13 protein-coding genes are annotated in these 12354 nt (G+C 45.2%); 7 read left to right on the top strand and 6 right to left on the bottom strand.

What is annotated here, in order from left to right; genetic code table 11:
* The first annotated feature begins 41 nt into the window (after positions 1-41).
* Positions 42-1103: a hydrolase gene (locus PATL_RS00705; RefSeq protein WP_011573072.1), complete on the top strand. Its 1062-nt coding sequence runs from the start codon at positions 42-44 to the stop codon at positions 1101-1103.
* A gap of 20 nt (positions 1104-1123) precedes the next feature.
* Positions 1124-1360 (top strand): YheU family protein, encoded by a 237-nt coding sequence (locus PATL_RS00710; protein WP_011573073.1) that lies wholly within the window; start codon positions 1124-1126, stop codon positions 1358-1360.
* A 36-nt stretch (positions 1361-1396) separates the two neighbouring features.
* Here the strand turns inward: PATL_RS00710 and PATL_RS00715 are convergent, their stop codons facing one another.
* Genes PATL_RS00715 through nudE form a run of 3 tightly spaced genes read right to left on the bottom strand, consistent with a single transcriptional unit; the run spans position 1397 to position 3389 of the window.
* Positions 1397-1993 carry a YceI family protein gene (locus PATL_RS00715; RefSeq protein ID WP_011573074.1) on the bottom strand — a complete coding sequence of 199 codons (597 nt, stop codon included), beginning with the start codon at positions 1991-1993 and terminating at the stop codon, positions 1397-1399.
* Positions 1990-2826 (bottom strand): 3'(2'),5'-bisphosphate nucleotidase CysQ, encoded by an 837-nt coding sequence (cysQ, locus tag PATL_RS00720; protein ID WP_011573075.1) that lies wholly within the window; start codon positions 2824-2826, stop codon positions 1990-1992. Before cysQ ends, PATL_RS00715 begins: the two co-directional genes overlap by 4 nt.
* On the bottom strand, positions 2826-3389 hold the full coding sequence (nudE, locus tag PATL_RS00725; protein ID WP_011573076.1) for an ADP compounds hydrolase NudE: 564 nt from the start codon (positions 3387-3389) through the stop codon (positions 2826-2828). The genes cysQ and nudE overlap by 1 nt, the downstream gene beginning before the upstream one ends.
* Before the next feature lie 94 nt (positions 3390-3483).
* Between nudE and yrfG the strand changes: the two genes are divergently transcribed.
* From yrfG to PATL_RS00750, 5 genes are all read left to right on the top strand, one after another.
* The gene (gene yrfG / locus PATL_RS00730; protein ID WP_011573077.1) at positions 3484-4167 is read left to right on the top strand and encodes a GMP/IMP nucleotidase; all 684 of its coding nucleotides are present in this window, start codon (positions 3484-3486) and stop codon (positions 4165-4167) included.
* Positions 4168-4333: 166 nt separating this feature from the next.
* Complete coding sequence (gene ppa / locus PATL_RS00735) at positions 4334-4867, top strand: inorganic diphosphatase (RefSeq protein WP_011573078.1); 534 nt, start codon at positions 4334-4336, stop codon at positions 4865-4867.
* A gap of 121 nt (positions 4868-4988) precedes the next feature.
* The gene (locus tag PATL_RS00740) at positions 4989-6212 is read left to right on the top strand and encodes an MFS transporter (RefSeq protein ID WP_041713119.1); all 1224 of its coding nucleotides are present in this window, start codon (positions 4989-4991) and stop codon (positions 6210-6212) included.
* Entirely contained in the window at positions 6209-6670 is a 462-nt protein-coding gene (locus tag PATL_RS00745) for a DUF3299 domain-containing protein (RefSeq protein ID WP_011573080.1), read from the top strand. Before PATL_RS00740 ends, PATL_RS00745 begins: the two co-directional genes overlap by 4 nt.
* 84 nt (positions 6671-6754) lie before the next feature.
* A complete protein-coding gene (locus PATL_RS00750) occupies positions 6755-8374 on the top strand; it encodes a methyl-accepting chemotaxis protein (RefSeq protein ID WP_011573081.1) in 1620 nt (539 codons plus the stop codon).
* 24 nt (positions 8375-8398) lie between these two features.
* Here the strand turns inward: PATL_RS00750 and PATL_RS00755 are convergent, their stop codons facing one another.
* Genes PATL_RS00755 through uvrA form a run of 3 tightly spaced genes read right to left on the bottom strand, consistent with a single transcriptional unit; the run spans position 8399 to position 12351 of the window.
* Positions 8399-9106 carry a 2OG-Fe(II) oxygenase gene (locus PATL_RS00755; RefSeq protein ID WP_011573082.1) on the bottom strand — a complete coding sequence of 236 codons (708 nt, stop codon included), beginning with the start codon at positions 9104-9106 and terminating at the stop codon, positions 8399-8401.
* Positions 9099-9506 carry an acyl-CoA thioesterase gene (locus tag PATL_RS00760; protein WP_011573083.1) on the bottom strand — a complete coding sequence of 136 codons (408 nt, stop codon included), beginning with the start codon at positions 9504-9506 and terminating at the stop codon, positions 9099-9101. Before PATL_RS00760 ends, PATL_RS00755 begins: the two co-directional genes overlap by 8 nt.
* Before the next feature lie 16 nt (positions 9507-9522).
* Complete coding sequence (uvrA, locus tag PATL_RS00765) at positions 9523-12351, bottom strand: excinuclease ABC subunit UvrA (protein ID WP_011573084.1); 2829 nt, start codon at positions 12349-12351, stop codon at positions 9523-9525.
* Positions 12352-12354 lie beyond the last annotated feature (3 nt).

Below are 12354 nucleotides of genomic sequence, written 5' to 3' on the forward strand. Positions count from 1 at the left end.
GACGCTATAGCCCTTGCAAACTGGAATGCATACAAGCCTCAATGCCTCAACCTGCCTCTTCGTTATATTCACCAGTAAACCTTGAATCGGATGAATTAAAACCCTCTCATGGGGAAATTGCAAAAAGCGCATTCGCCGCGCCTTGGTGGGCGAAAAATCGCCATATCCAAACTATTTGGCCACGCTTTTTTCAGCGACGTTCAAAGGTTCATTGGCATAAAGAGCGATTAATTTTGCCCGATGGCGATTTCGTGAATTTAGCTTGGGCAGGTGATAGAGGTAACATCGATAGCAGCCATGGTTTAGTGGTGGTTTTTCATGGGTTAGAAGGCTCAAATAAATCCCATTATGCGAATGACATGACAGCGAACTTAGTTGAGCAAGGTTATGTGGTGGTATTGATGCATTTCCGTGGCTGTGGTGGTGAGCACAATACGCTACCTAGAGCCTATCACTCTGGTGAAACACAAGATGCATGGTATTTACTGAACTGGCTGACTGAGCTTTACCCGAACGTTGCGAAAGTGGCGATGGGCTTTTCCCTCGGCGCGAACATGTTATTAAAGCTGTTAGGTGAACGACCTCAGCAAACCATTTTACGTGCTGGTATCGCTATTTCGCCGCCATTTAAATTGGCGGAGTGTTCGCTCAGTATTAATCAGGGGATGTCCCGCATGTATCAGTCGTATTTACTGAAAAGTATGGTCAATAACCTTGTCGATAAGATGCGCACAATAGATTACTCGGACCACCTTGAAATAGATGATGTAAAGGCACGTACCATCAAGAGCTTTAAAGAGTTTGACCAGCATGTGACTGCGCCGCTACATGGTTTCGATAGTGCTGACGATTACTACGGAAAATGTAGCGCGATCAGTTTTATGCAAACCATCGCGACACCAACGCTGATCATACACGCCAAAGATGATCCTTTTATGAGCGAAACCGTGTTGCCTAATGCACAAGATCTTTCATCTTCGGTGCGCCTTGAATTAAGTGCTAAAGGGGGCCATGTAGGGTTCATGCAAGGTACGCCGTGGCGCCCGGTTATTTGGATGCAAAAGCGTGTAAACCAATACTTTCAGGAGATTTTGCGCGATTAAGTGCAAAGCGAAATAGTTTTATGATTATACCCATTAATGAAGTCAGCCCAGACGCGTTAAGCAATCTGATTGAGGGCTTTGTGCTGCGTGAAGGCACTGAGTACGGTGAAGCCGATTGTAGCTTAACGGATAAAGTTGAACAGGTGCGGGCTCAGCTAGCATCGGGAGAGGCGTTGCTGGTGTATTCAGAGTTGCATGAAACAGTGAATATTATCCCCAAAGATCAACTGGGGCTGATCGATGAGGAAACAGAATAAGCGTTTTTTATTGGCTCAATTAACGGCAGCGATTAATTACATCAATTCGATGAAGGTTAAGTTGAACGTTACCGGTACATTAGGGCTGATGCTAGACAGGCCCGCAACATTTTGTAGCCAGTCGATCCCGTCTTGTAAGCCATAATCCCCTGCGCTAATCATGACAGGTTGCACGCTGGTCGCAACAAAGCGATTGTGATCGGTTTTCGTCACTTGCACGTTCACTTCAACGTCCCTCTGTTGCCCTAGTACACTCAACTTAGCGGGGATAGTGAAGGTGCCGGCTTGGCCTTTAGTAAACGCGACGATTTCTTTTGGCAGGCTAGCGGTTAACGTTGCTTTAGGAAAGTTTTCGACCATAAACAGCTTTTCGCGCATACGAGCGTTACGAATATCAATGCCGGTTTCTACTGATGATAAATCGATATCAACCGTTAGTTCACCTGCGCTGGTCAGTGAGCCGCTTAGATTGGAAAAATGATGAATTTCACTGACTTTGATATTCTTGGTAGAAATGAAATTTAACTGAGAATCTTTGTTAAGAAGCTGCCAATCGGCAGACGCGCTAGCACATACGAGTAGGCTGGAAAAAGCGACCAGTTTCACAAACGTGGTATTTTTGGTGAGGGTCATTCGGTATCTCCTGTGGTGTATTTCACTATGGTTTGCCAATTTACTCGTTGGTCACCCATGACGATAAAATCTGGGTTGGTAACTGAATCACGTTCGTTGTAACTCAAGGAAGAAAAGTCGTGAGCGAGTATACTGCCGCCTGCTTCACTGACGATACACTGAGAAGCGCCAGTATCCCACTCGCCAGTAATGCCTAAGCGCAAGAACACATCTGCTTTACCTTCTGCGATAAAGCACGATTTTAGCGAACAACTGCCTGTTGGATAGGTTTGATAAGTGCGGTGGTCGCTCATACTGCGCATAACATTTTCTCGCGCTTGGCGGCGGCTTATGGCAATCATCACTGCATCGGTTTCTGGGTCGTCAAACTTGCGCACAAATATCTGTTTGTTCTCTGACTCGCTCTCTTTAAATGCCCCATTATCTTTTGACGCAAAGTAAAGCGTCTCCCCTGGAGGCCAGTAAATCACGCCAATAATAGGTTGGTTGTTTTCAACTAGCGCGATATTCACGGCAAAATCACCGCTTCTGGCAATAAACTCTTGGGTACCGTCGATAGGATCAATTAACCAATAACGTTGCCAATCTTTGCGCTCGGCTAGTGTACCGTTCTCTGATTCTTCTGACATGATAGGGATATGCGGAGTCTCGCGCTGCAAGATGGCCAAAATAACTTCATTGGCCTTGTAGTCAGCGGAGGTAACGGGTGAGTCATCGTCTTTCTGATAGCTTTTAAAGTCACCACTGTCATAGATTTCCATTACCACTTTGCCAGCTTCTTTGGCTGCGGTTTTAGCGATGTCGAGTAATGCAGATATTTGGTCGGTAGGCATTATTGTTCCTTTAACCACTTTTGGGCCAGAAAAAGAGCTGTAATACAGCGGGCTTCAACGAAATCTTCACGGGCTAATAGGCCATCGAGGTCGTTAATAGACCACGTAATGACGTCTAAAGGCTCTGGTTCATCGCCGGGTAACGTCTTTTCATACAAATCTTGGGCAACGAAAATATCCATGCGTGCGTTAAAAAATGCGGGGGCCATGCTAACGTTTTGTAAGTAATGTAGCGTATGTGCGCCGAAACCGACTTCCTCTTTTAATTCGCGATTGGCTGCTTCGTGGGATTCTTCACCAGGGTCAATTAAACCTTTGGGGAAACCCAACTGATAAGAGTGCGTACCCGCAGCATATTCGCGAACCAATAGAAACTCATGCTCATTAATAAAAGGCACTATCATTACGGCACCGCGTCCACCGCCCGCCATGCGTTCGAATGTGCGTAATTCGCCATTAGAAAATTCTAGATCAATTTGCTCAACGGTGAATAAACCACTTTTGGCTACGGTGCGTCGCTGGTGAATTTGTGGAAGTGTTTTGTTGGGGTCTATTTTGCTCATCTACCTATCACGTTATCATAGCCTCACTAATTCCATCAATGACGCGTAAACTACTGTAACTACGAATATAACGTTTAACTTAAGGACTTGCCACTTGCCTGACTTACCTTGGAACAAAATTAAAACCGTTTTGCTGGATATGGACGGTACCTTGCTCGATTTACACTACGACAGCCACTTCTGGTTAGAGCATTTGCCAAAGAAATACGCTGGCATAAAAGGGATTAGCGAGGAGCAAGGGAAAGAGTACATGATGGCGGAATATCGCCAGGTGTTTGGCACCATTGATTGGTACTGTTTAGATTACTGGGCGGATAAATTACAGCTGGATATTATGCAAGCTAAACGCGAAGTTGAGCATTTAATCAGCATGCGTGATGATACCATTCCATTGCTGGACGCCCTCAGAGAATCGGGTCGTGAGGTTATTTTGGTGACCAATGCACACCCAGGAAGTTTATCCCTGAAAATCGAACATACCGCCCTTGATAGCCATATCGACACGCTTATCTCGACTCACGAATTTGGGGTGACTAAAGAATCTCAATTGCTTTGGCAGAAACTACAACAGCGGGTCGGTTTTGATAGCAAACACACGTTATTTGTCGATGACAGTTTGCCAATTTTGCAATCAGCCAAAGATTTTGGTATTGCCCACTTGCTAGCGGTAAGTAATCCAGACAGCCAACTACCGATAAAAGATGTTACACAATTTTTGGCCACGAGTGACTACAGAACCCTGCTTGACGATATACGCAACGCTCCTTTTACGGGTTGAATGAAATGGTGCAGACAGTAACGATTAACGGCAATTAACCGTAATTTTGGCAGTTTTTTTGTGAATAACAGCTAAAAGCCAGGCTTAATTGCTCCTGTGGCGTTTCATATTGTTGTTGATCACCCTATAATTCGAGCCAATTTTCATCAATCTATAGGTCAAGTCTATGAGTCTTAACGATGTTCCAGCTGGTAAAAACTTACCAGAAGAAATTAATGTAGTGATTGAAATCCCTGCGCATTCAGATCCAATTAAATATGAAGTGGATAAAGACACAGGTGCTATTTTTGTGGACCGCTTCATGGCGACCTGCATGCATTACCCCACTAACTACGGCTATATTAATCAAACATTGTCAGAAGATGGAGATCCAGCTGACGTACTAGTGATGACACCGTTCCCACTTCTAGCGGGTTGTGTTATCAAATGTCGCCCTGTTGGCGTACTAAAAATGACTGATGAATCAGGTACCGATGCTAAAATTTTGGCGGTGCCGGTTGATAAATTATCTACGATTTATCGTGGCATCAAAGACATTGGCGACGTTGATGAGTTGACGCTAAATCAAATTGAGCATTTCTTCTCACATTACAAAGATTTAGAGCCTGGTAAGTGGGTGAAAATCGACGGTTGGGAAAATGCTGAATCCGCTAAAGCTGAAATCGTCAGCAGCGTTGAGCGCTATAAAACAGAAGGTTAATTTTCATATTCTCAGAATATGACTCTGCACCAAAAAAAAGCCGACTTTATGTCGGCTTTTCTAATATTCACTCTTTGGTCCCTGTGAGATACTTCCCATCTCCTTTTTCTAGTTGAAAGCCATGAAATCGTTACGCGCCCTAACAGCAAACCCGCAATTCTTTCTATTGGCCATGGCATTTGTTATGCCACTGGTTTTTTCCGTTTGGAATGCCCTGTTAAACAACTTTGTGGTAGAAAAAGCCAGTTTTGACGGGGCACAAATTGGTATGCTGCAAAGCTTGCGTGAAGTGCCGGGCTTCTTAGCTTTCACCGCTGTATTCGTGCTGTTAGTGCTCAAAGAGCAAACCTTTGCGTTAGTCTCATTAGCGGTGATGTGTGTCGGTGTGGCATTAACCGGTTGGTTGCCGTTTGAACTTGGCTTGTATTGCACCACGGTGTTGATGTCTATCGGTTTTCATTATTTTGAAACCATCAATCAGTCGTTAACATTACAATGGCTTGATAAAGACAAAAGTGCGCATTTTATGGGGCAACAGCTTGCGGTAAAGAGTTTTGCCTCGTTGCTGGCCTACGGTGCTATTTGGTTACTGATGGAGTGGGTTGGTATTTCCTATATGGCAATGTACATGCTTGCTGGTGGCGTAGGGTTACTGATCGTGATTTGGTTATGGTTCGCGTTTGATAAATTCAATCAAACGTCTGTCCAACACAAGCATATGTTTTTACGCAAACGTTATTGGTTGTATTATGGTTTAGTGTTTTTCAGTGGTGCTCGGCGGCAAATTTTCATGGTGTTTGCCTCCTTTATGATGGTAGAAAAATTTGGTTATTCGGTAGGGGATATCAGCATACTGTATATGCTCAACTATGTATTTAACTTATTTTTTGCCCCTAAAATTGGACGCTGGATCCACAAAATCGGCGAGCAGCGCGCGCTGTGCATTGAATATCTAGGCCTGCTGTGTGTGTTTGTTGGTTATGCCTTGGTAGAAAACAGCCAATTAGCTGCAGGGTTATATGTCATCGACCACTTATTTTTTGCCATGGCAATTGCTGTCAAAACCTACTTCCAGAAAATTGCCGACCACAGGGATATTGCTTCAACCGCGGGTGTCAGTTTTACTATCAATCATATCGCGGCTGTTGTGATCCCGGCATTGTTGGGTATTGTATGGTTAACCTCTCCTTCCTTGGTATTTTATATTGGCGCAGGGTTTGCGATTTGTTCTTTAATTTTGGCGTTAAACATTCCTTTGCAGCCTACCAGTGGTAAAGAAGTCAGAGTTAATTTATTACGTTGGGCTAACATGCCCGTTGGAATTTCGCCTAAGGAGCGTTCATGAAGTATCTAGTGTTATTGCTGACGTTGAGTTCGTTTGCAGCTTTTAGCCAAGAACCTGAAGAGTTATATTGGGAAGATATGATCCCGAAAAACTATATTGCACCTCAAGAAGACGTTAATCATAACGGTTCAATGGTGCAACAGAGTTTGAATGCGCCTGTGGTCAAAGAATTAGACGGCAAAGTGGTGAAAATCCCCGGCTTTGTGGTGCCACTTGAAGGCAGTAGTGATACCACCACTGAATTCCTATTAGTCCCGTATTTTGGGGCGTGTATACATGTTCCGCCCCCGCCGCCGAATCAAATAGTTTATGTGAAGTTTTCAAGTGGCGTGCCGATAGACAACATATACGATGCAGTTTGGGTTACCGGTAAATTAGCCACCCAAGTATGGGAAGGCGATATCGCGACTGTTGGTTACACATTGCAAGGGATTGAAGTGACTCCATACGACGGATAGTCAAAGATTTTCCTGATGTCGGCTAATCACATCGGTCATAAGCTACACTTGCATTGATCCTCGAAAAAATTAAAAGGTAACTTAATGAGTTTCTTAACGAAAATGTCGATAGCGCAAAAGTTGTACTTGATTCCGATCATTGGCTCCATTGGCTTTTTAGTCTACTTGTGGGTCACAACTCACACTGCAATGAACAACATTGAACTGCTCGAAGACGCAGACAAGGTGCAGTATCCTGCATTAGAAGCGACCAGTAGTGCCTTGGTCAAAATGGAAAAGGTCAAAGAAACCCTTAGTAGCGCTGTTACCACTGGCGATGAAGAGACGCTGGCTGTTGCTAAAGTGCAGGCGGCGGATACTAAGGTTTTGTTAGATAAGATTATTTCTATCGAGCCTAGCTTGAGCGTGGAGGCGAATCGTATTAAGCAGTCTTTTAATAACTATTTTAATCTTGCTTACAAAGTGTCTGAGTCAATGGTGAACAATACGGCTGATTTCTCAAAGATCGGCGAGTTATCCACCAGAATGAACAAAAGCTATGATGATGCCACTACAGCATTAGGTGCTTTTCGTGATGCACGCGTAAATGGCTTCAAGCAAGCGATAACGGAATCTAACGACGCGTTAAAAAATATGCTGTCATTTGGTGCCATTATGGCTGGGGTGACGATTGTGTTGTTGTTTGCCACAGCCATTCCTATCGTCATGGGGATCCGCGGCAGTATTGACCAAGTTGTTAACTCATTAAAAGACATAGCCCAGGAAGATGGGGATCTTACGGTGCGTATCCAAAGCCGGAATCAAGACGAAATTGGTGATTTGGTGCATTGGTTTAACCAGTTTATGGAAAAGCTACAAGGTGTGGTCAAAGACATAGTGAATGCATCCATGCCTTTATCTCAGTTGGCCCAAAACTTAAATCAACTTACCGATGATACTAACCGCACAATCGATGTTCAGCAAAGTGCCGCTAGTCAAGCTAAGTCAGCGGTTGATGATATGACGCGCAGTGTAAACGCGGTTGCTGAAAGTGCCGCTGAAGCGGCTAATGCAGCAGGTGATGCATCCGCTGCAGCAGATGATGGCCAAGCAGTGGTTAATCATACGGTACAAAGTATTCGTGAGCTGGCAGCCAACGTGGATAGTTCTGCTGAGGTTATCAAGCAACTTGAAGCAGATTCAAAACAAGTCGGCGTAGTGCTGGACGTGATTAAAGGTATTGCTGAGCAAACCAACTTGTTAGCGCTAAACGCCGCTATTGAAGCCGCACGAGCGGGTGAGCATGGTAGAGGGTTTGCGGTCGTGGCGGATGAAGTTCGCACGCTAGCGTCGCGTACTCAACAATCTACCGAGCAAATTCAACAAACGATTGAACAACTGCAAAATGCATCGCGCTCAGCGGTGAGTGTTATGGCAAAAGGGACAGAGCAAGCAACGAGCAGTGTAGATACAGCAAATAAAGCCGGCGCCAGTTTGACCGTTATTACCCAAACCATCAGCCGGATAACCCAGATGAACGACCAAATTGCTCACGCGACAGGCGAGCAGCAAAGTGTGGCAGGTGTAATAAGCCACAACGTAGATGAGATACACCAGCGTACAGAAGAAACAGCTAATAGCTCAGGTCGCTTAGCCTCAGTGAGCGGCGAGCTTGCAGAGTTAGCTAAGCACTTAGAAGGAATTACGCAGCAGTTTAAGGTCTAGCGCCCAGACGCTAAGCGAGAGCGCTTAGCGTTGAGCGAAAATCGCGTTACCTTGATTAAATTGCACCCATGAGGTGAGAATGTACTTGTCGTTTGAGATGGGTACATTACCTCGGTGGGTATGGGTAAAGTAAGCTGGTGCAATCACCATAGTGCCTTTGCGGGGTTTAATACTTACATCTTGGTAGTAAAACTCGGTTTCCCCGCCTTCATCCACATCATTTAAGTAAAACATAAACAGCAATATCCGGTGCAGCGCGTCGGTACTCTTCGACTGTGGATACACCTCTGAATGCCAATAAGGGTAGCCACCTTGTTGTTTTTCGTACTTTTGCGCGTTGATGTTGCCTAACCTAAAAAGGTACGTCATCAAATTAGACAAATTTGGCAAACCTACTTCTGCAAAATTGTCATGGGTTAGTTTAACGGGCTGCCCTGTCTTTGGGTGTTTCACCGTGAGGCCGATAGGGCCAATTAAGGCGAAAAAGTACTCTTCGAAATAGCGTAAAATGTGTTGCCCAAGAATAGGCAATAGTGCTTGATAGGGGACGTTAAATTCAGGATGGGTGATAATGGATACATCACTACTGCGTTTTTTGTCTGTATCTATACCGCCACCTGTGCGCCCAGGTAGGATATTTTTACTGGAATCAAATTGAGTAACGAACTGATCACACAGTTCGTCACTGATTGCATGCTCAATAACCTTAATGAAAGTTTCTGACTTAGGCATTCACGCCCCGAGGTATGGCATGCTCGGTCAGCTGTGCACGGATTTCTTCATTAATAACCACAGATTTTTTCTCAGCGTAGTCGTACTGCACCATAGTGGTTGTGCCTGTGGCGCGTTTAGTGCCGTTTTGCCAAAGCTCTTGGTAGGCGTCAAACGAGCTGCCACCAATACGACTGATGTAAGTGCGTACTTGAACAGGATGGCCATAGTGCATTTGGTCCAGAAAATCGACTTTGTAGCTGGCTAAAATAAGCGGCCAATTTTTTAAATCTAATTCAGGGCTAAATATCTTAAAAATAGGCTCACGAGCCATTTCAAACCAGTCCACCAACACAGTATTACTTACATGTGCTAGGGCATCCGTTTCACAAAAACGCACATTAAAATCTTCAATAAACATAAATTAAATTCCTTGTTTAAACTGATAGCAAAGGTTTAAGAAAGCGCGCCGTATGAGATATTTCTACTTCGCAAACTTGTTCTGGTGTGCCCTGAGCGATGATTTGCCCGCCGCCTGAGCCGCCTTCTGGTCCTAAATCAATCACCCAATCAGCTGTTTTGATCACATCTAAGTTGTGCTCAATAACCACCACAGTATTGCCGTGATCGCGTAGGCGATGCAATACCTGTAGAAGTTGTTTTATATCGTGGAAATGTAAACCAGTGGTGGGCTCATCCAAAATGTATAGGGTTTGGCCCGTGTCTCGTTTAGATAATTCTTTGGCCAGTTTGACTCGCTGGGCTTCACCACCTGACAAGGTAGTGGCGGCTTGTCCTAAACGTACGTACGATAAACCGACATCCATCAACGTTTGTAATTTGCGGGCAATCGCAGGAATAACATCAAAGAACTTGCGCGCGTCTTCTACGGTTAAATCCAGTACTTCATGGATGTTTAAACCCTTATACTGAATTTCTAATGTTTCGCGGTTGTAACGCTCACCCTTACATACGTCGCAGGGTACGTATACGTCAGGTAAGAAGTGCATTTCGACCTTAATCACACCGTCACCCTGACAGGCTTCACAACGGCCGCCTTTGACGTTGAAGCTGAATCGACCTGGCTTGTAGCCACGTGAACGCGCTTCTTGCGTACCAGCGAACAGCTCTCGCACTGGGGTGAAAATACCCGCATACGTTGCTGGGTTTGAACGTGGTGTGCGTCCAATCGGGCTTTGATCAATATCAACCACCTTATCGAGCATGTCCATGCCAGTGATCGTTTTGTATGGTGCGGGCTCACCGGTTGTCGCGCCATTTAGCTCACGATGAGCAATACGATAAAAAGTATCATTAATGAGGGTAGATTTACCTGAACCGGACACACCGGTTACGCAGGTCATTAAACCAAATGGAATGCGTAAATCTACGTCCTGTAAGTTATTACCCGTGGCGCCGCACATTTCAATCCATTTATCTTGGTCAATTTCAGTGCGCTTCTCAGGAATAGCGATTGCTTCACGCCCAGATAAGTACTTACCTGTTAATGAATGCTCGCTTTTCATGATGTCGTCAATAGTGCCTTGGGCCACAATTTCGCCCCCGTGCACACCGGCTCCAGGACCAATATCGAGTACGAAATCAGCGGCGCGAATAGCATCCTCATCATGCTCGACCACGATGACGGTATTACCCAAGTCGCGTAAATGCTCTAACGTGGTCAGTAGGCGTTCGTTGTCTCTTTGATGCAGTCCAATTGATGGCTCATCCAGTACGTACATTACCCCAACTAAGCCGGCACCAATTTGACTGGCAAGGCGGATACGCTGAGCTTCACCGCCGGATAATGTGTCGGCACTGCGTGAAAGTGACAAGTAATTTAAACCAACATTGACCAAGAAATTCAGACGGTCGTTAATCTCTTTAAAAATCTTATCGGCGATTTTTTCTCGTTTACCTGTCAGCTCAATGTCAGTGAAAAACTGCAACGACTCGGCAATCGACATATCGGTAATGGTCGGCAGTGGTGTGTCGCCAATAAATACGTTGCGTGCTTCAAGGCGCAAACGTGTGCCATTACAGCTACTACAATGTTGCTGGCTTAAATATTTCGATAATTCGTCGCGAACAGCATTCGATTCTGTTTCACGGTATCTGCGCTCCATATTTGGAATAATCCCTTCAAAGGGATGCTTACGTTCCATAATATCGCCGCGATCGTTTATGTACTTGAAGTTGATTGAGGTGCCTTTACTACCGTGTAGCACGATGTCTTTGGCTTTTTCGTCAAGTTCAGAGAAAGGCGTAGTCAGATCAAATTTATAGTGATCGGCCACAGCTTGCAGCATTTGGAAGTAGTAATAACTGCGCTTATCCCAACCACGTATCGCCCCGCCTGACAAGCTTAACTCGTCGTTACTGATAATTCGGTGAGGGTCGAAAAACTGTCTTGTGCCTAAGCCGTCACAAGTTTGGCAAGCGCCTGCTGGGTTGTTAAACGAAAAGAGTCTTGGTTCAAGTTCGGCCATTGAATAGCCGCAGTGGGGGCAGGCAAAATTAGATGAAAACACCACTTCTTCTTTGTGCGGGTCATCCATAAAGGCTATTTTCGCAGTGCCGGCGGACAAGTTCAGCGCGGTTTCAAATGACTCTGCCAAGCGAAGTGCTAAGTCTTCACGCACTTTGAAGCGGTCAACCACCACCTCAATGTTGTGTTTTTTATGCAAATCGAGCTCAGGAGGATCTGATAAGTCACACACTTCGCCGTCAATACGAGCGCGTATAAATCCTTGGGCTGCAAGGCTTTCCAAGGTTTTAACATGTTCGCCTTTGCGGTCTTGAACTACAGGCGCTAACAGCATGAGTTTTTCATCTGCAGGCATGGTTAGTACGCGGTCAACCATCTGGCTAACAGTTTGTGCATCTAACGGTACATGGTGAGTTGGGCAACGCGGCTCACCCACACGAGCGTAAAGCAAACGCAAATAATCGTATATTTCAGTGATGGTACCCACAGTTGAGCGTGGGTTGTGAGAGGTGGACTTCTGCTCGATAGAAATTGCTGGAGATAGGCCTTCGATGTGATCAACGTCGGGCTTTTCCATCATGGATAAAAATTGTCTTGCGTAGGCAGACAAGGACTCAACATATCGACGTTGCCCCTCGGCGTAAAGGGTGTCGAATGCCAATGAAGACTTACCAGAGCCAGACAAGCCGGTGATGACAGTAAGTTTGTCTCGAGGAATATCTAAATCGATGTTCTTTAGATTGTGAGTGCGCGCGCCACGTACAGCTATCTTATCCATTAT

It is taken from the genome of Paraglaciecola sp. T6c (assembly GCF_000014225.1).
GTDB lineage: Bacteria > Pseudomonadota > Gammaproteobacteria > Enterobacterales > Alteromonadaceae > Paraglaciecola > Paraglaciecola atlantica_A.